We start from the raw sequence: 16,771 nt of genomic DNA, 5'->3' as shown, positions 1-16,771 counted from the left end.
GAGGACTAGTAGTCAATGTTTTTTTATGTTTTTTGAGCTGTTATTCCTCTAAAGGCAAGAACATCTGGCCGTTTTTATAAACTTCGGATGAAATGTGTGTTCATTTAATTGTTTTTTATAAGAAGAAAAGGGAATACTTTCTTTAATCGCTTGCGATAGAAAGTTAATAAGGGGCATGCTGCTATGAGTAGTCAACAAGATGAATTTTTATTTAAAAGAGAGCTCTATCGCTTAGTACAAGAATACAAACGCTGTAAAGCTGAAGAAATTAGACGGGCAATCAAAAAGGATATTCTTCTTTTGAAGAAGGTTATAAATAACTGAAATCGACAAAAACTAGAAAAAAGCTCATGTTAATAAATGAGCTTTTTTGCCTGCTTTAAACTTGTTCAAACGAATTAGTATGTCTATACATGATCGTGGGAAGGTTATGAATCATATTAAACAAAGCTAACGCAGCTGTTTCCAGTTCTTCATAACGATAAGTGATATCGTTCTCAATGTCGCAGATTTGAAAACTGTTTAATTGGTTTGAATAACTTAGTGTAAACCTATTAGCAAGAGTATGAGTAATGTCACTATCTTTATAATTTACTAAATTTGCTATCATGTGCTTAATTTCAGTTAGGTTCATCCACCAAGTCACCCTTTCATGTTATTGAGGTTATCATACCATGTCCAGGTAATTTGAATACTGTTTTTTACAATTTGTAACAACAATTTTTAAAATGAAACATAAAGGTAATAAAAAGTTAAAACAAGCAGCTTAATGTACGCTGAACATTTCCTATGAGGGTGTAGGCTTTTCTTTGTAGTGGATCAACTCCAACTTTTTATCCGCGATTTCTTTTAGCCCAATACGAATCATACTGAATACCAAAATCCATAATATAACCGTTAAAATCGTATGTCCTGCTGGGAAAATACCTAGTATAGGTGAGTCCCAAAGAGCGTGCATAAAAACGACAAGCAAAAATATACCGAGAAATTTGGGCTTTATCAACATGTTCCACTGAAATTTCTTATCTCCTTGCACGATGCAGATGGCAGCTCCAGTCAAGGCAGCCCAAGCCACATGTCCTCCAGGAGCAAAAATACTGCGCCAAAGTATCGTAGAATAAAGCATGTGAAAGCTGCCGGAAAGAAGTGCTCGCAAAGCATAGCCAGCGGTTTCAAAAGCAGCAAAACCAGCTCCTATTGCAGCTCCTAGGAGAAGTCCGTTAAGGATATATCTATATTTAAGATTGCGTACAAAATAAATAACCGCGATAACTTTAGCCAGTTCCTCACATATTCCAATCACAATCACGTTTGTGTTATTTCCAAGAACATCGTAAAATACAAGTGCTAATAAAAGTGAAAGGATTCCGCCAATAAAAACGACATAAACAATTTTGTAAATAGCAATATTCTGCGGAGCGTTCATTTCCCAAAAGAAAATGAGCGTAGTAAATGGCACTGCAAAAGCACCGACTACAATAAGGCCGGGTATAAAGTTGATGTTTTCGAACAAACTTACGCCTAGATATAGTCCTAAGTATGCGACAAGCGCAATAAGAAAGACCCTTGCAAAAAGCCAGGGCTTTGGTCATGTATTTACAACTTCTTCTATTTTAGGAGTCGTAAGCCCTGTCCCTACAATAAAAAGCCGTTCAGCTTCCATTTCACTGTGCTGTCGGAAGACTCGAGAGAATATATTTCGAAATTTAGGTTCAACCGAACGTTCATTTCTTGGAATTTTATCAACACGATGGGCAAACAAGTAGAATATGCTGTAGTTTTCATCGTGGTCCACGATTTCATGGCCGCAATTTAAGCAGAATTTTACCCCTTCCGGATTAGAATAAGCGCAATGGGGGCATTTCATTTATCTTCCTCCTCTTTCTTTTGACGCTTGTCTTACGATATCTTCTACATCTATTATGTGAGTTGATGAAAAAAAGCATAAGAGGGTTTGGCAGGTAATTTGCTTAAATAATGGAATGGTACAGAAGCTATTGCTGAAAGAGACCTCATGAAAGCTAAAAAAGGCTGCGTCATAAGGCGAATATTCGACTTACAGCACAGCCCTTTATATGATTAAAAATGTGGATGTTTATAATGCTACTACGCAATAAAAAAGCTTCCTGAAATAAAAATGATGACACCAATGACCATCATTAATGTTTCACGGTCTTTTTTTCCTGTTTTTTTATTAGCAGGAAGCAGCGATTTTGAAAGAGGCTTGGCAAAAATGATGACAAGCATGCAAACAGCAGCAAAGATGCCAAGCGCCACTTGGAAATTACCTTCAATAAAGACGCATGCCATTAAAAGTACAAGACTTATTTTTAGAAAAATTTTTGATAGGTTCACTATCAACACTCCTTTAGAACACTTAATACGAAAGACTTAGTGATTTTTTTATGTGCCTGTTGTTTTCTACGGCTTGAAGGAGAAAATGAGCGACATCAGAACGGCTGATGTTGCGTCCGTTTTCTGGTATGCTAGCTTCTCCTATACGATAATACGTGGTTAACGGACCGCTCGTTAGACCCATTGGCCGAGCAACGGTCCAGTCGAGTCCGCTTACCTTCAAGAGCTTCACGGCTTCGTGATGGTCGCGAAGCACATTTTTTAAAATACGCTGAGCAAGCCAGCCCGTCATGCCTGGAATTTCTCCGTCGATTCCGGCTGAAGCCGTGTAGGCGATACGCTGAATTCCGTTTGCGTTCATACATTGAATCAGCAGATTTGTCGTTTCTACTAAAAGGGTAGAATGCCCTAGATTTTCGGTTCCCAGACAAGAAATGACTGCATCACACCCTCGCATAGCCTGACACACTTCATAATAATCAAGCACGTCGCCTTGTATGATGTGTACGTTCGCATGCGTTACCTTAAGCTTAGATGGATTTCGCACAAAAGCTTTTACATAATGTCCGTTTTTAATCGCTTGCTTGATTACTTCCTGTCCGGTCCTGCCGCTTGCGCCAATCAAAAAAATGTTCATACGATCAACCCTTTCGTTTCAATGTAGGTAGTAAAAACGAAATTTTCTTTTACCATAACACATTTTTCTCGATTTAGCTTGTCAAAACATAAAAGCTACTTACGAGATTCACCAAAGTAAGAGGTATCCTCTGTTCTTTTTTAAAACTTATGTCATAGACTGTCTAGAAAACAAAGAAATGTACGAACGGTTTATAAAGGTGTTTAATGCTAGAGAAGCGAAAGGGTATTATAAGAATAAGGGACGAACAGAAGGGGCGATGCACGATGAAAAAATCGGTAAGCCGAGCACGTGTTATCATAGTACTAATAGGTTTTCCGCTCATCTTTCTCATTATGGCGCTTGTGACCGGTGAGTGGCGATATATGACTTGGATGATCCCGCCTGCACTGATGTCATGTTGGACGGTACTCTTCGTATTAAGAAAGCAAGAAGAAAGATAACAGGAAATTTGAACTATTGCATCGAATTTATAGAAAAAGTATAAAATGATAGAAAGCTATAGTAAGCTATAGTAAGAAAATTTAATGAAGGACGGTGTGAAGATGAACGGACAACAGTTATTGTATGGGTTGCTTACGTCTAAAGGCGATATCCTGAGAGCTGCTTATGTGTTATGTGACCACCGCATTTATACGGAAATGTCAGCACAGTATCAGCAAACGGAGCATACGGATTTTCAAGCATCATTGGTAGAAGAAATGAAATTGCTTGAAAAACAGCCTGAAGTAGACATGCATCTGCATATTTTGCTTGAAATGGCGAAGTTTTTTGAACTTCCCGTTTCTCATGCTACAACAAACGGCGAGCTGTACGAGTTAAGCGATAACATTGGAAATTTGCTTGTATCTAAATACAATGAGCTGTTTTCAATTGCACGCTGTCATACGCTAGAAGACGTAATGCGCCATCAAATCCGACTGTTCTTTCATCTAATTGATTCGCAATACATGATTGCTACAAATCGTCAGCAAGCTGTGTTTCAGCAGCAGCTGATGAATTGGATTGAGCAGCTTCCTCCCATGTATCAGGAAAGAATGATTGATGTATTAGGAGAATATCAGCAGGCAGCGCTTGTGAAACTGCTGCAAAAAAAAGGGACAATCGAGCTATACAAACAGCTTCCTCCGCACGCATACCCTGCTATTTCAGGCCTTATGGCAACCGTAATGAGTATCTTTATTCCCGTTAATTACCCGCCAGCACTGCTATTTAGTATGAATGCGCCGCTTTTTTTAATGGCGAGCTTTGAAAGTCATGAAATTATTGCAAAACGCAAAGAAGCTGGAACGTTTTTACCGCTGTTATTAGTAGTTGTTCAGCTGATGTGGACGTACAAGCTTGAGCATCAGGATGAGCTGTTGAATTATCAGTCTCTATTGATCAAGTGGTCATCTGTACACACAACGTATCAAGATTATGTAAAAAAGAAAGAGCAGTCACTGTTTGATCGTGAACGGTTAGACAACTTTATTTATAAAACAGAGCAGTATGTTAAGCAGCTCCGCGCTACGGAGAAAAAGACGGTGAAACAAATTGAAACGCTCAAAACAGCCATTCGCCATCAGCTTGATGAAATGGAGCTCACATCGTTAAACGGAGGGCTTGTGCTTCAAAAAATGATTGAAGAGCATGAATCATTAAAACAGGATGTAGAAGAACTGCAGCGCAAGCTTTCGATTAAAGGTGACTTCTTCTCTAAAGTAAGGCTGACGTTCCGTTCTGCAGAACGAGCTGTCAAAAGCAAAGTGAAAGAAGTAGAGCGTAAAAAAGTGCTTATGCAAATGACGGACTTTATTTTAGCAAATCGCTTGCCCGTATGCGTGGATATTCAAAATGAAATTTATGATTATCAAGACGAGCTGACGACGACTATTTTTCAAATTAATCAGCAGGTCGAGCTGCTTGAAGAAACAAAACAAAGCCGCCAGCTAGCCGATGCAAAAGTACGTCGCTATGATCAAGAAATAAAGCGATTTGAGCGGAACTATTATGGCTTAAAAGAAGGAACAGTTGAAGAAATGGCACAGTAAAACTGGGACAAACGTATTTTATCCGAACGAGTTTGATTCTTTATGGAGAATCAAACTCGTTTAGTTATGTCTCAACCTTATTCTCTGTCTGTAGGAGCGGACAGCTGATCTTTATACTCATCTACATAGAGCATGCCGTTTGTTGACACAACTGCATACAGCACTTGGTTCAACTGAAGCTGACGATTTGAAAGCTCAAGGTTGATCCATTGTTCGGTATATTGAGGTGTTAAATTTTTATGAATAATTTCTCCGTCCATGATGAGTTCTACCGGTAAATTCATTTCTTTAAACGGCTTAGACAAAACGTCCTGTTTGGCAATGTTTTGATAAGCAGTTTTCTTTAATACCGACAGTTTTCCGCTTACTTCTAAAACAGCAAATTCTACTTCAGCAATGTTGAACGTTCCTAGTTCTCGTAAATGCTGATTCAAGTCGTCAATGGAATATTTGACTTTTTTCATATTTGCTTCAAGAAGCTTTCCTTTTTCCATAATAACCGTCGGGCGTCCTGTAATCCATTTTCGCAAGCGCCTGCTTTTTAGAGCTGTTGATGCTAAAAGAAAATGAATGGCCACAAGAAAAGCAAAAGAAGCGAACATCGGCAGAAATTTTAATTTTAAATCAAATCCCATATTTGCGATGAACGACCCAATAATGATGGACATCGCAAACGTAAAATGATTGTTATGGGTGTTAATTTGTTTTCCAATCAGGAAAGTTGTAATGCTTAAGATAATAAAAGAAACAAAGGTTCTAAGAAGGGACATGAGAATGTCTTCCATAGGTTGTGATGTCACCTGCTTTCTCATAAATAGAAAGAGTATCTATCTCTATAGCGTTATCCATTTAAAGGATCGTTATACAAGAAAAAACATCAAGAAGAAGTGCGGATAATTCGTTCACATTCGGCTGCTTAAAAAGGGGTAGAAAGGCTGTAGGTAAGGGATAGAAGCGAACAAAAAGAATGTGCAAATTCCTTTGAAATTTTTTGGAGGATTTGTTACAATAAAGGTGCTTATTTTTGTTCGGTAAGGATAGTTCGAAGTGTTCGTCTTGACTTATTGTAAGAGCAGGAATAGAGTAATACACAATGTGTGGATTGTCACACAAGGAGGAAAAGAGATATGTTACAAGGTAAAGTAAAATGGTTCAACGCTGAAAAAGGTTTCGGTTTCATTGAAGTAGAAGGACAAGACGATGTATTCGTTCATTTCTCTGCTATCCAAGGCGAAGGTTTCAAAACTTTAGAAGAAGGTCAAGAAGTTACATTTGAAATCGTTGAAGGCAACCGTGGACCACAAGCTGCTAACGTTCAAAAGTAATTTTTTTTATAAAGTTTAAGCCGATCAGCAGAACGTTTCTCTGGTCGGTCGTTAAACTAAACTGGGAGAAGGCCCCTTTTATAAAAGGGGTCTTTTCTTGTTCGCTTTTTACACCTTGTTGACGATTTCTTTGATTTTGCAGAAGTATTCAAATATGAAAAAAACTAGTCACGCAGTATAAAAAAAGCGTATAATGAAATGATGAAAATAGGAATTGTAGAGCAGAAAGGATTTTAAAACGTATGAGCAACCAACTTCAAGAAACGATGGTCGATTCACGTCGTACATTCGCCATTATTTCTCACCCGGATGCCGGGAAAACAACGTTAACAGAAAAAATGCTGTTACTGGGCGGAATGATTCGTTCAGCCGGAACGGTTAAAGGAAAAAAATCAGGCAAGTTTGCTACATCTGACTGGATGGAAATTGAAAAACAGCGTGGAATTTCAGTTACATCAAGTGTTATGCAGTTTGAGTATAAAGATCACTTTATTAACATCTTGGATACACCAGGACACGAAGACTTCAGTGAGGATACGTATCGTACCTTAACAGCTGTAGATAGTGCGGTCATGGTTATTGACGGAACAAAAGGAATTGAAGCACAAACGCTTAAGCTTTTTAAAGTTTGTCGTATGCGCGGTATTCCCATCCTAACGTTTATCAATAAATTAGACCGTGAAGGAAAAGAGCCGCTTGAGCTGCTTGAAGAAATTGAAGATGTACTTGGTATCGAATCATACCCTGTAACGTGGCCAATTGGCATGGGGAAACGATTCCAAGGAACGTATGACCGTTTTTCAAAGCAAATTGAAGTGTATCAAGGAAACAAAGAGTCTTATTTTGCAGACTTTGACGGTGAAAATATCGACGATGAAATTAAAAAACACGTCGATGAAATGTATTTACCAGGCTTAGTGGATGATTTATCTCTATTAGACGAAGCAGGTAATGATTTTTCAATTGAAAAAGTAAAGCAAGGCTTATTAACGCCTGTTTTCTTCGGAAGTGCGATTGCGAACTTCGGCGTACAGTCTTTCTTTAATTCATTTTTACAATTAACATCACCGCCGCAGCCTCGTGAATCAACGAATGGCACCGTTCAGCCTACGGATGAAAACTTCTCAGGTTTCATCTTTAAAATTCAAGCGAACATGAACCCAGCTCACCGCGACCGCATTGCGTTCGTACGCGTATGTTCAGGAAAATTCGAGCGTGGAATGAACGTAACGTTAGCAAGAACGAACCGCAAAATGAAGTTAGCGCAGTCTCATCAGTTCTTGGCATCAAGCCGTGAAACAGTAGACACAGCGTATCCAGGGGATATCATTGGCTTGTATGACTCAGGTACGTATCAAATTGGCGATACCATTGTAGGAGAGGGAAAAGTATTCGAATTCGACGCTCTTCCAAAGTTCCCGCCTGAACTGTTTGTAAAAGTTCGTGCGAAAAACGCAATGAAATCCAAGCACTTTGAAAAAGGAATTAATCAGCTTGTACAAGAAGGAGCGGTACAGCTTTACCGTACGCCGTTCTTTGGAGATTATATTTTAGGAGCAGTCGGTGAACTTCAGTTCCAAGTATTTGAACATCGTATGAAAGGTGAGTACAATGTCGATCTTGAATTCACACGCATGTCTCACAACATTGCAAAATGGGTAGACAAAGCAACAATTGAAGATCGCATGCTAGATTCTCGCGTGATGCTAGTAGAAGATCGTGATAAGCATGCTGTTCTTATGTTTGAAAACGATTTTGTATGGCGTTTGTTCCAGGACAAATATCCATCTGTTAAATTCCTAGATCCGTTTAATCTATAAAAGAGTATAAAAAAAGGAAAACGATACATACTACTTTCATAAGTAGACAGTCGATTTTCCTCCTTTGCTTAAGAGTCAGTATTTACTGGCTCTTTTTTTAGTGAGCCACTGATTTTAAATTTAAAAGAATGACTCCTGCAATGATTAATACGATGCCAAATACCATCGTAAGACTGCCGCTTTCTTTCCAAATGACTACACCAATCACAGCTGTCACAGCAGTTCCTACACCAGACCAAATGGCGTATGCAACGCTGAGCGGAATGTGCTGAAGCGATGTGGAAAGCGCATAGAAAGCAAGACCAAATCCTAATAAAACACCAAGACTAGGCCAAAATTTTGTAAATCCGTTTGATGCTTTTAACATAGATGTACCAAATAACTCTGAACTAATTGCAATTGCTAAAAATAAATAGGCTTTCATCGAAAACCCTCCTCTGTTAATTTCCGAAGTTGTTGTTGAATCTGTTTTAGCATGTCTGGATCCACGGGTGCGAGCCCAAACATTTGGCTGAACCATAATCCATCGGCTGCTAAGCGCACAATGGTAGCAAGGACAGGGTCAATGCCATCTTGTTCAATATGGTGCTGCCACTTTTTGTAGTGTGTTTGAAGGTGCTGCAGAAGTTCAGGATTCGTTGCAATACCTGCAAGCAACCCTGCGCTCATCGCTTGTTCACGCTGAAGGTCATGAAGCGTCTCAGCGAGATAAGCCCGGCTCCATTTGCCAGGAGCATCGTCATGTTCAATTTGCACGTGTAGCCCGTCATCATATTGCTTTGTGACTGAATGCAGCATTTGCTGAATCAATTCATCTTTTGATGAGAAGTGGTACAACAAGCCGCCTTTACTAACACCGGCTTCTTTTGCTACTTTTTCAAGCGTCAAATTTCCAACGCCGTCACGCTGCACAACCTGAGTGGCCCCAAGCAATATATCATCATATGTAGACACATGAATTTCCTCCTTTTTGATTTTCCCTAGAATACTTTACCGTCTGGACGGTTTGTTTGGCAATACTTTTATTTCGAATTTCAAAAAAAATTTTTGTGCACACTAAAATATAAAGTATAAAAACAAAAATGAACGCGTAAACAAAGGGTTAATCCCTTTACTACTTTTACTATATGAAGAAAAAGGAAAATTAAAGCCTGGGTATATGAAAGATAAAAGAAAGGTGTGAAGAAACCGATGAGGGATGTGTATCAAAGTTTTCAAGAATTATCACAGTGCGAACGAGCCGGAATTGATTACGAAATAAAATGTGTCATTCGCCGGAGAGACATTGTCGTGCTTGCGATTCACGGGGGAACGATGGAAATTGGGACAGAAGAAGTAGCGGAAAAAATAGCAGAAAAGCTGAACGCAACGGTGTACGTATTTAAAACGCTGAAAACAGAAAATCCGTTTGAATTACATGTTACGTCTGCAAACTACGATGAAGAAATGGCGCGTCATCTTGTGAAAAAATCAGAGATCACCATTTCTCTTCACGGTGCCTATAGCGATGTCTGTACAACTTATATCGGAGGAAGAGACGAAAAGTTAGAAAAAGCGGTGCGTCAAGCACTTTCGAATTTTCCGATCAGTGAAACGCCCGTACATTTAAAAGGCGTTTCACCTCGAAATATCGCCAACGACAATCAGCGGCATAAAGGACTGCAGCTTGAAATCACCACTCCGCAGTATGAACAATTATTACAGGATGAGCAGCTGTTCAACGAGTATGTGAATGCGATAGTATCGGCTGTGAACTCAGTGATGTAAAGATAAATTCAACAGCTTTCTGTATATCGGCTGCAATAAGAGTTGGTTGTACATCAGCCCACTTTTCTCGTTCATGTAACGTGTCATGCCCGGCACCTGTTAACACTAAAATGCAGTGAGCGCCTGCTGCACTGGCCGCTACTAGGTCTTTCCACCGGTCGCCAATCACGATGCAGTTAGCCAAATTTAAGCTGTGCTCCTCCGCTGCTTTTAACAGCATGCCGGGGTTTGGTTTGCGGCACGAACAGGCGTCTGAATCTTCATGAGGACAAAGGTAAACATCATCAAATCCAAAAGCTAAAAGTTCAGAGATAAACTGTGATTTATTTATCTTTCCTTTTGCAACATCGGGCTGATTCGTAAAGGAAAACAGCGGAATGTTTTGTTTTTTTATGTCTTTAATCGCTTGCTTTGCTTGGGGGAACAGCTGAAAATCACCTGGATATTGAATGTCATTACTGCCTCCAATCGTTCCGTCTCGGTCCAAAAATATTGCTTCAATCATGTTATTCACCTCTTTTTCTATCATAATATAAAACAGGATGAATTTGGTAAAAAATTTGTTTTTTGAAAAAAATCAAAGAAATATGACTGTCTTTTTACTTCTCATCATATGGATAAGTTAAATAGAAGTGGTGAGGAGGGGAAGACAAGTGAACGAAGAATCGTTTTATTCACCATTTATAAGCGAAGACGGAAAGAAAAAAACAATTGGAGAAATTGAGTTTTCAGATGTGCAGCGCATGATGGAAAAACATTTAGAAGAAGGCTATCAGCTTGAGTTCAAGCGCGAAGTAAGCTCAACGGTCAAACGGAAAATCCCAAATATCATCGCTTCGTTTGCCAATGAAAAAGGAGGGTGGCTTATTTTTGGCGTAGATGAAGACGACCATTCCATTAACCTGCTCGAGCGCAAGGAATATGAGCTGTTTATTAATAATATGCTGAAAGATGTCACCAACCCCATTCCTCGTATCGTTACGCGCTTTTTATCACCTGAAGATCACCCCGGGCAAGGTGTCTTTGTTATTTGGATTCCCGAAGGTCCGAACCCTCCGTACATGTCTTACGGGAAAATTTACAGAAGAATTGGAAGCGGCACATCTCCCGTTACGGAAATCGATGATCGCTATCATTTAGATCGTCTTTATCAAAAATCGGAGGATCAAACGCAGCGAATAGAGGAATTTTGCACAAAAGAACTGTCTATCTATAACAGAAAGTGGCCGATGCACGGGAAAAGCTATATTCATTACGGGATGTGTAATATGTACGTGCTGCCACTATATGATTTGCATTTAATCGAACAAATGGAAGAAGAACGGTTAAAGCAATATATTTTAAGCAAGTCTAGCGAACCAAAACACTATCGTTTGGACGACGAGAGTATGGTGATGCTGCATACACCGTTTGTCAAAGCTTCTTATTCAGCGGAATCCATCATTTTTCGAAGCACAGATGTAATTGATGCATACGATAAAACAATTGCGTGGGAGCAGTTTTATAACGGATCAGCTAAGTTTCACATTCCTATTCCGTATATGGAAGAACCAAAACAAATTCATGACGTGCTGAAATCCAGCATTTCAAGCTACATTGATGAGACGATTTTTGAGCAGTTTCAATATATAAACGGACCCTTTTTTCTTACATCTTTAATCAGCTGCATCGGCGGATACATCGATTGTATGATGGAACTAAAAACTGAGCTCGAAGACATGATTATTGTAATTGATTTAGAGAACGTTCGAAATGATGTGCTTTACTTTCCGCATCAGCAGTTTCAAACATTTCTAGAAGAAGAAGGGCTCGTCTTTTCAGATAAAAAGCAGTATCGGTTTAATCAATCATTTAAAACAACAAAACTAGGGGGAAACGTCGAGCTTCTTGCCTACGTTGATTATATCGTAACGGCGTTTGGCCTTTCAAAAAATCAGTCCATGGACTTTCTTAAACATTCGTTAAACCGAGTATAAAATATACAATTTTTTGACAATAGCTAAAAAAATGACAAAAATGAAAAAAAGTATGATAATATCTTTCGTAAGTAATGAGCAAGTAAAGAAGAGAAAGGGGACTCTTTTTTACAGCTGCCGTTGCTAGGTAGGGTTAAACATAAGGGGAGAAAAAGTAATGAAAAAAGCGACATCCATACTTCTAATTGTCCTAGCACTTGCTGGTCTAGGAGGAGTATGCGCTGCTTATTATCATTTGGAGCAGCAAAAGCAAACGGAAGAAATGACGTATCAACAGAACTACATAACCGTAAGAAATGCATGAAAAAACCAGCCAATCGGCTGGTTTTTTTGGGTTTCAAGTCATAGTAAGTAAAATAAAGATTTTGCTTGTTCAGTTTTTTTAAATAACTCCAATGATGTATAGACGCAAAATAGAAAGCCAACGCTTGAAAAAATAAAAAACAAGCGGAGAAAAGGGCGTTTTTTTTGAATGCGAAAGTACGTAAAAACAACGAGTGAACATACAAGCAGTACGCTCATAGCAGCAAATCGAATCGCGAGCTCTGCTAAATCATCAACCGTGCTTTGAAACAGTTTTAGCGTTTCATCGTTCAAATCAGTCTCAGGAATGTTCGTTTTGTCTTGCTGATTTAACACCCCTACATCCCATTTTTCTCGACTATAATCATGAGAAACCGTGTAGTAAAACGGACCAAGCTTTTTTTCATCTGCACCGTCATCAGCAAGTGCTGAAGCTGGATGCATGAATGCTAGAACAAAAAATAAAAAGCTCCACTTTCTCATTACCAAAGCCTCTTTCTAACTCAGACTATCTCCCATTATAAACCAAAAATTTTTATGTTTCCATCATCCCTCTTTCCTATTTCCATTTCTATATATAAAGTGAAAGGGGGAATAAAAGATGGCAGAAAAAATTCAGCATTCAAGCCAGCTTCGCTTAGTATTAGAACAAGGAATAAAAGAGGATGGAAAACCCGATTTAAAGACAAAATCCTATATGAACATTCAGCCCGGAAGTTCTGCAGATGCACTCATTACAGCAAGCGAAACCATCGCCAGCCTGCAGTCGCTGCCGCTTGTTGAAATCAACGAAGTTGTCACGTTTTCACTTTTAAAATAAGAAAAGAGGTAGAGTATGAAAACTTTAACGATGCAGTTTTTGAATGAGTCACAAAAAGCAGTAAGCCTATCGATTGAATCACCAAAAGATACGTTAGACGCAGCAGCCATCACAACAGCAATGAACGCGCTGATCGCAAGCGATGTCTTTACTTCAAGCGGCGGAGCGCTTGTTGCCAGAAAAGGCGCCCAAATTGTCGAGCGAAATGTAACCGAATTTACGATTTAAAAATGAAAGTCCTTCCACTTCGGTGCGAAGGGCTTTTTTAAAAGGAGAGAGGAAGATGGCAGAGTGGTTTACGCTTGTTTCAGACGTTGGGTTTCCTATTGTGGTGACGCTTTATTTACTTCACCGAATCGAAGCCAAGCTCGATACAGTTGTGCTGTCCATTCAGCATTTAACCGATGAAGTAAAAAAGTGATTATGACAATTGTAAGGCGGTTGTCATGGAAAAGTTGACGGATTTGACACCTCACACTACAATTAGTAGTGTGAGGTGTCGAATATGAAAATTGAAAAATTCAAATTTAACGAAACCGGCCTTAATCGCTTTTTTGGCCCGCTTGAAGCAAAAATTATGACGGCTTTATGGAGCGGAAGTGAAATGTCCATTAAAGACGTGCAGCACGTGCTTGAGAAAGAAAAAACAGTTAACTTCAACACCGTTATGACCGTTATGAATCGACTGGTGGAAAAAGGCGTGTTGCAAAAGCGTTTAAAAGGACGTACGTCGATGTATCAGCCCATTCTTTCTAAAGAGGAATTTATCGACGCTCAGTCGAAAGAGTTAACGCACGAATTGATCGATGAATTTGGCTCGCTTGCTGTTACTCATATGCTTGATGCGCTAGAAGAAGTCGATGATTCACTGTTAAGTATGCTCGAATCAAAAGTCAAACAGTTAAAAAAGGATGAATAATCAATGAATCAAGGAATACTAAAGCGTTCTAAGCTTATTTTTAACCTGTGCTTTTTTATTGCCGTGACGTTGCTTATGCAAATGGGGATGTATGTGCTGCATTTGCTGTTTGGATGGAATTTATCGTTTAACTTAATTTTACTTTGTAACAAAGTAGCCCACTTTTTCGGCTTGTTTTTTATTGAATACATGCTGAATGCCGTTATTTTCCACACGATGTTTGTACTGTTCATTAAAGCTGTAAAGCAAGTGATTCAAATGCGGAAAGTCCGTAAAATGATTACGAAGCTGCGAGATGAAACAACAACGGCTGACCTGCAAAAAGCGTACGGAAAGGATTTAACGGTCTTAACAACAGATCAGCCCATTGCCTTAACGATGGGGCTGTTTACACCGCATATCGTCCTGTCTACAGGGTTGCTGTCGGTGCTTGATGAAAATGAACTCGAAGCCGTTATTTATCACGAGCATTCGCACGTTGCAAACAAAGACCCGCTCAAAACGTTTTTGCTAAGTACGCTTGCCTCTGCATTATGGTATATTCCATTTATTAAATGGAGCCATAAACGCTTCAAAGTTATGCGTGAAGTGCTGGCTGATCAAGATGCCATTGTGAAAAATGGCACGCCTGCTCACATCGGCAGCGCGCTTTTAAAAATGGTGAAAACGGGACAGACAAGTCTCTCGTGTGCGCACGTATCGTTTGCTGATACGTCGGTTAATTATCGCATTCAATATATTTTAAATCCGGAAACGAAAATGCCGATGCAGCCTCCTGTTATTTTAACGCTGACGTCGCTATACGTGTTTTTTATTTTGTGTGCGCTGATTTTTACAGCTCTAACAGCTTTGTAAGTTTGTAAGAGAGAAAGAAAAGAAGGAGATGAGATTGTGTCAAAAGCAAAGAAAAAGAAAAAAGTAACGCCCAATCAGCAAACATCCTCAAGCAAGTGGATTTTTTGGGTGATTGGAATTATTGCGGTCTGTGTTTTAGGGTTAATCGTCCTTTCGAATATGTCAAAGGGCGGAGGAGATGAAAAGGCCGCTCTTACATATGATAATCAGCCGTATCTTGGAAAAGAGTCAGCTCCGGTAGAAGTGGTAGAGTTTGGAGATTACAAATGCCCGGCTTGCAAAAACTTCACGGAATCCTTTTTCCCGCTGATTCAAAAAGATTATGTGGATACAGGTAAAGTGAAATTCTACTTTATGAACTATGCATTTATCAACAACGACTCCTCTCGTGCAGCAGAATTCGCCGAAACGGTATACAAAGAGCTTGGAAACGATACATTTTGGAAATTCCATGAACTTCTTTATAAAAAGCAAAACGCAGCGGACGAAAAGAAAGATGTCTTAACGGAATCTTACTTAGAAGATACGCTGAAAGAAGTGTCAAGCGATGCCGATGCGAAAAAAGTAGCGAGTGCATTTAAAGACGGAAAAGGAAAAGATGCGTTTAATCAAGATATGAAGACAGCCAATGACTTAGGCATCACAGGTACACCAACCATTTATGTAGGCGGCAAAAAATTCGAAGGAAAAACAATCGATGACTTTGATCAAATGGTCAAAGATGCGGCTAAGGAGAACAAATAATGAACAAGTCTTTGGTTTTCGGGTGGATTACAGCGCTTATCGCGATGCTTGGAAGCTTGACGTTTAGTGAAGTTCTTCACTTTATCCCGTGCGAACTTTGCTGGTATCAGCGAATTTTAATGTATCCGCTCGCGATTGTGCTAGGTGTAGCCGTGTACCGGAATGATACGTTCATCTACAAATACGTCCTGCCGTTTTCGGTGATTGGTATGGCGCTTTCAGGCTATCATTATTGCCTGCAGAAGATACCGGCTCTTAAAGCATTTGAAACGTGTACAAGCGGTGTTCCTTGCTCAGGTCAATATATTAACTGGCTTGGATTTATCACCATTCCTTTTTTAGCGTTTATTGCGTTTACCATTATTACGATTATGATGCTTGTTCTTCGCAAGCAGATGAAAAAAGCTTAACCTCCGGGTTAAGCTTTTTTTATCTGAAAACAAAAAAAGTCCCGCTTACAAGAAGCGGGTGCAAATAGGGTACATCTATGAAAAATGATGAAATTGTTTTGACAAGAACAGTATATAAAAGAAAAGTGAAAAAACGGTGAAAAGAGAAAAGCTTTTTAAAAAAATATGCTTTTCTTATAAAAAAAGCCCCGCTCACAAAAAGCGGGGAATAAATAGGGGTCATTTATGAAAAATGATGAAATTGCTTTGACAAACTTAGTATACAAAAGAAAAGTGAAAAAACGGTGAAAAGATGGAAGCTTTTAGAAAAAATAAAAAAAGACCTGTTTTGGGGAAACAGGTCACTAGAAAGGGAGTAAAACTATGAAAAAATATGCTAATTGGCTTTACACATACTATCTTACCGCCGAATAGTGAAAAAACAGTGAAAAGAAACATCAAACAAAAAAAGACCTGCTCTGGGGAAGCAGGTCTTCACAAAGGAGTAAAACTATGAAAAAAATATGCTAATTGGCTTCGCAAGTACTATCCTATACCTTTATGGTGAAAAAACGATGAAAAGAGAAGCAGGATATAAAAAAGACCTGTTTTGGGGAAACAGGTCTTTAGAAAGGGAGTAAAACTATGAAAAAATATGTTAATTGGCTTCGCAAGTACTATCTTATACCTTTATGGTGAAAAAATGATGAAAAAAGAAACTGGATATAAAAAAAGACCTGCTCTGGGGAAGCAGGTCTTCAAAAGGAGTAAAACTATGAAAAAAATATGCTAATTGGCTTCGCAAGTACTATCCTATACCTTTATGGT

General features: G+C 39.1%; 23 protein-coding genes. 14 read left to right on the top strand and 9 right to left on the bottom strand.

Features of this window, described 5'->3' with window-relative positions; all coding sequences use genetic code 11:
- Positions 1-183 precede the first annotated feature (183 nt).
- Positions 184-324, top strand: a complete 141-nt coding sequence (locus AC1VNJ_RS07115) for a hypothetical protein (RefSeq protein ID WP_176343797.1) — start codon at positions 184-186, stop codon at positions 322-324.
- 463 nt (positions 325-787) lie between these two features.
- On the opposite strand, the gene AC1VNJ_RS07110 is transcribed toward AC1VNJ_RS07115, so the two are convergent.
- From AC1VNJ_RS07110 to AC1VNJ_RS07095, 4 genes are all read right to left on the bottom strand, one after another.
- Entirely contained in the window at positions 788-1,513 is a 726-nt protein-coding gene (locus AC1VNJ_RS07110) for a PrsW family glutamic-type intramembrane protease (RefSeq protein ID WP_482640504.1), read from the bottom strand.
- A 75-nt stretch (positions 1,514-1,588) separates the two neighbouring features.
- The gene (locus tag AC1VNJ_RS07105) at positions 1,589-1,867 is read right to left on the bottom strand and encodes a zinc ribbon domain-containing protein (protein WP_482640503.1); all 279 of its coding nucleotides are present in this window, start codon (positions 1,865-1,867) and stop codon (positions 1,589-1,591) included.
- 239 nt (positions 1,868-2,106) lie between these two features.
- Positions 2,107-2,355, bottom strand: a complete 249-nt coding sequence (locus AC1VNJ_RS07100; RefSeq protein ID WP_033580533.1) for a hypothetical protein — start codon at positions 2,353-2,355, stop codon at positions 2,107-2,109.
- A gap of 22 nt (positions 2,356-2,377) precedes the next feature.
- Positions 2,378-2,992 (bottom strand): NAD(P)-dependent oxidoreductase, encoded by a 615-nt coding sequence (locus AC1VNJ_RS07095; RefSeq protein WP_033580534.1) that lies wholly within the window; start codon positions 2,990-2,992, stop codon positions 2,378-2,380.
- A gap of 545 nt (positions 2,993-3,537) precedes the next feature.
- Here AC1VNJ_RS07095 and AC1VNJ_RS07090 point away from each other — a divergent pair.
- The gene (locus AC1VNJ_RS07090) at positions 3,538-5,025 is read left to right on the top strand and encodes a hypothetical protein (RefSeq protein WP_033580536.1); all 1,488 of its coding nucleotides are present in this window, start codon (positions 3,538-3,540) and stop codon (positions 5,023-5,025) included.
- 77 nt (positions 5,026-5,102) lie between these two features.
- Here the strand turns inward: AC1VNJ_RS07090 and AC1VNJ_RS07085 are convergent, their stop codons facing one another.
- Complete coding sequence (locus tag AC1VNJ_RS07085) at positions 5,103-5,825, bottom strand: DUF421 domain-containing protein (RefSeq protein ID WP_231099203.1); 723 nt, start codon at positions 5,823-5,825, stop codon at positions 5,103-5,105.
- Between the two features lie 327 nt (positions 5,826-6,152).
- Between AC1VNJ_RS07085 and cspD the strand changes: the two genes are divergently transcribed.
- Complete coding sequence (gene cspD, locus AC1VNJ_RS07080) at positions 6,153-6,350, top strand: cold-shock protein CspD (RefSeq protein WP_013057877.1); 198 nt, start codon at positions 6,153-6,155, stop codon at positions 6,348-6,350.
- 242 nt (positions 6,351-6,592) lie between these two features.
- A complete protein-coding gene (locus AC1VNJ_RS07075) occupies positions 6,593-8,170 on the top strand; it encodes a peptide chain release factor 3 (RefSeq protein WP_028414456.1) in 1,578 nt (525 codons plus the stop codon).
- Between the two features lie 97 nt (positions 8,171-8,267).
- Here AC1VNJ_RS07075 and AC1VNJ_RS07070 read toward each other — a convergent pair whose 3' ends face one another.
- Both AC1VNJ_RS07070 and AC1VNJ_RS07065 read right to left on the bottom strand, forming a co-directional pair.
- Entirely contained in the window at positions 8,268-8,594 is a 327-nt protein-coding gene (locus tag AC1VNJ_RS07070; protein WP_013057875.1) for a DMT family transporter, read from the bottom strand.
- The gene (locus AC1VNJ_RS07065; RefSeq protein ID WP_482640502.1) at positions 8,591-9,124 is read right to left on the bottom strand and encodes a TetR/AcrR family transcriptional regulator; all 534 of its coding nucleotides are present in this window, start codon (positions 9,122-9,124) and stop codon (positions 8,591-8,593) included. The genes AC1VNJ_RS07070 and AC1VNJ_RS07065 overlap by 4 nt, the downstream gene beginning before the upstream one ends.
- A 237-nt stretch (positions 9,125-9,361) precedes the next feature.
- Here AC1VNJ_RS07065 and AC1VNJ_RS07060 point away from each other — a divergent pair, with 237 nt between their 5' ends.
- Complete coding sequence (locus AC1VNJ_RS07060) at positions 9,362-9,937, top strand: poly-gamma-glutamate hydrolase family protein (RefSeq protein ID WP_311264704.1); 576 nt, start codon at positions 9,362-9,364, stop codon at positions 9,935-9,937.
- Here AC1VNJ_RS07060 and AC1VNJ_RS07055 read toward each other — a convergent pair.
- Positions 9,888-10,442 carry an HAD-IIIA family hydrolase gene (locus AC1VNJ_RS07055; protein ID WP_328158909.1) on the bottom strand — a complete coding sequence of 185 codons (555 nt, stop codon included), beginning with the start codon at positions 10,440-10,442 and terminating at the stop codon, positions 9,888-9,890. The two genes, AC1VNJ_RS07060 and AC1VNJ_RS07055, sit on opposite strands and share 50 nt — an antisense overlap.
- A gap of 148 nt (positions 10,443-10,590) precedes the next feature.
- Here AC1VNJ_RS07055 and AC1VNJ_RS07050 point away from each other — a divergent pair, with 148 nt between their 5' ends.
- Positions 10,591-11,913, top strand: a complete 1,323-nt coding sequence (locus tag AC1VNJ_RS07050) for an AlbA family DNA-binding domain-containing protein (protein ID WP_033580541.1) — start codon at positions 10,591-10,593, stop codon at positions 11,911-11,913.
- A gap of 157 nt (positions 11,914-12,070) precedes the next feature.
- Positions 12,071-12,217: a hypothetical protein gene (locus tag AC1VNJ_RS07045; RefSeq protein ID WP_221817582.1), complete on the top strand. Its 147-nt coding sequence runs from the start codon at positions 12,071-12,073 to the stop codon at positions 12,215-12,217.
- 38 nt (positions 12,218-12,255) lie between these two features.
- On the opposite strand, the gene AC1VNJ_RS07040 is transcribed toward AC1VNJ_RS07045, so the two are convergent.
- Positions 12,256-12,699, bottom strand: coding sequence for a hypothetical protein (locus AC1VNJ_RS07040; RefSeq protein ID WP_028414451.1), 444 nt, complete (start codon positions 12,697-12,699; stop codon positions 12,256-12,258).
- 118 nt (positions 12,700-12,817) lie between these two features.
- On the opposite strand from AC1VNJ_RS07040, the gene AC1VNJ_RS07035 reads away from it, so the two are divergent.
- The 7 genes from AC1VNJ_RS07035 (at position 12,818) to AC1VNJ_RS07005 (ending at position 15,964) form a co-directional block, all read left to right on the top strand.
- Positions 12,818-13,036 carry a DUF1659 domain-containing protein gene (locus AC1VNJ_RS07035; protein WP_013057868.1) on the top strand — a complete coding sequence of 73 codons (219 nt, stop codon included), beginning with the start codon at positions 12,818-12,820 and terminating at the stop codon, positions 13,034-13,036.
- A 15-nt stretch (positions 13,037-13,051) separates the two neighbouring features.
- Complete coding sequence (locus AC1VNJ_RS07030) at positions 13,052-13,264, top strand: DUF2922 domain-containing protein (protein ID WP_482640501.1); 213 nt, start codon at positions 13,052-13,054, stop codon at positions 13,262-13,264.
- Between the two features lie 55 nt (positions 13,265-13,319).
- Complete coding sequence (locus AC1VNJ_RS07025; RefSeq protein WP_028414450.1) at positions 13,320-13,457, top strand: YvrJ family protein; 138 nt, start codon at positions 13,320-13,322, stop codon at positions 13,455-13,457.
- 84 nt (positions 13,458-13,541) lie between these two features.
- A complete protein-coding gene (locus AC1VNJ_RS07020; RefSeq protein WP_482640500.1) occupies positions 13,542-13,955 on the top strand; it encodes a BlaI/MecI/CopY family transcriptional regulator in 414 nt (137 codons plus the stop codon).
- A gap of 3 nt (positions 13,956-13,958) precedes the next feature.
- Entirely contained in the window at positions 13,959-14,810 is an 852-nt protein-coding gene (locus AC1VNJ_RS07015; protein ID WP_482640499.1) for a M56 family metallopeptidase, read from the top strand.
- A 36-nt stretch (positions 14,811-14,846) separates the two neighbouring features.
- Positions 14,847-15,554 carry a DsbA family protein gene (locus AC1VNJ_RS07010; protein WP_482640498.1) on the top strand — a complete coding sequence of 236 codons (708 nt, stop codon included), beginning with the start codon at positions 14,847-14,849 and terminating at the stop codon, positions 15,552-15,554.
- Complete coding sequence (locus AC1VNJ_RS07005) at positions 15,554-15,964, top strand: disulfide oxidoreductase (RefSeq protein ID WP_028414446.1); 411 nt, start codon at positions 15,554-15,556, stop codon at positions 15,962-15,964. The genes AC1VNJ_RS07010 and AC1VNJ_RS07005 overlap by 1 nt, the downstream gene beginning before the upstream one ends.
- The last annotated feature ends 807 nt before the right edge of the window (positions 15,965-16,771 follow it).

The sequence above is a fragment of the Priestia sp. 3CA3 genome, assembly GCF_056836725.1.
The sequence above is the reverse complement of the archived record's forward strand: the minus strand, read 5'-3'. Positions and strand labels throughout refer to the sequence as shown.

Bases quoted from the DNA above. Each gene is read 5' to 3' on its own strand.
- cspD (WP_013057877.1), top strand. From the start codon at position 6,153: ATGTTACAAGGTAAAGTAAAATGGTTCAACGCTGAAAAAGGTTTCGGT.
- AC1VNJ_RS07105 (WP_482640503.1), bottom strand. From the start codon at position 1,867: ATGAAATGCCCCCATTGCGCTTATTCTAATCCGGAAGGGGTAAAATTC.
- AC1VNJ_RS07045 (WP_221817582.1), top strand. From the start codon at position 12,071: ATGAAAAAAGCGACATCCATACTTCTAATTGTCCTAGCACTTGCTGGT.
- AC1VNJ_RS07020 (WP_482640500.1), top strand. From the start codon at position 13,542: ATGAAAATTGAAAAATTCAAATTTAACGAAACCGGCCTTAATCGCTTT.
- AC1VNJ_RS07060 (WP_311264704.1), top strand. From the start codon at position 9,362: ATGAGGGATGTGTATCAAAGTTTTCAAGAATTATCACAGTGCGAACGA.
- AC1VNJ_RS07005 (WP_028414446.1), top strand. From the start codon at position 15,554: ATGAACAAGTCTTTGGTTTTCGGGTGGATTACAGCGCTTATCGCGATG.
- AC1VNJ_RS07035 (WP_013057868.1), top strand. From the start codon at position 12,818: ATGGCAGAAAAAATTCAGCATTCAAGCCAGCTTCGCTTAGTATTAGAA.
- AC1VNJ_RS07040 (WP_028414451.1), bottom strand. From the start codon at position 12,699: ATGAGAAAGTGGAGCTTTTTATTTTTTGTTCTAGCATTCATGCATCCA.
- AC1VNJ_RS07025 (WP_028414450.1), top strand. From the start codon at position 13,320: ATGGCAGAGTGGTTTACGCTTGTTTCAGACGTTGGGTTTCCTATTGTG.
- AC1VNJ_RS07015 (WP_482640499.1), top strand. From the start codon at position 13,959: ATGAATCAAGGAATACTAAAGCGTTCTAAGCTTATTTTTAACCTGTGC.
- AC1VNJ_RS07115 (WP_176343797.1), top strand. From the start codon at position 184: ATGAGTAGTCAACAAGATGAATTTTTATTTAAAAGAGAGCTCTATCGC.
- AC1VNJ_RS07030 (WP_482640501.1), top strand. From the start codon at position 13,052: ATGAAAACTTTAACGATGCAGTTTTTGAATGAGTCACAAAAAGCAGTA.
- AC1VNJ_RS07090 (WP_033580536.1), top strand. From the start codon at position 3,538: ATGAACGGACAACAGTTATTGTATGGGTTGCTTACGTCTAAAGGCGAT.
- AC1VNJ_RS07070 (WP_013057875.1), bottom strand. From the start codon at position 8,594: ATGAAAGCCTATTTATTTTTAGCAATTGCAATTAGTTCAGAGTTATTT.
- AC1VNJ_RS07075 (WP_028414456.1), top strand. From the start codon at position 6,593: ATGAGCAACCAACTTCAAGAAACGATGGTCGATTCACGTCGTACATTC.
- AC1VNJ_RS07055 (WP_328158909.1), bottom strand. From the start codon at position 10,442: ATGATTGAAGCAATATTTTTGGACCGAGACGGAACGATTGGAGGCAGT.
- AC1VNJ_RS07095 (WP_033580534.1), bottom strand. From the start codon at position 2,992: ATGAACATTTTTTTGATTGGCGCAAGCGGCAGGACCGGACAGGAAGTA.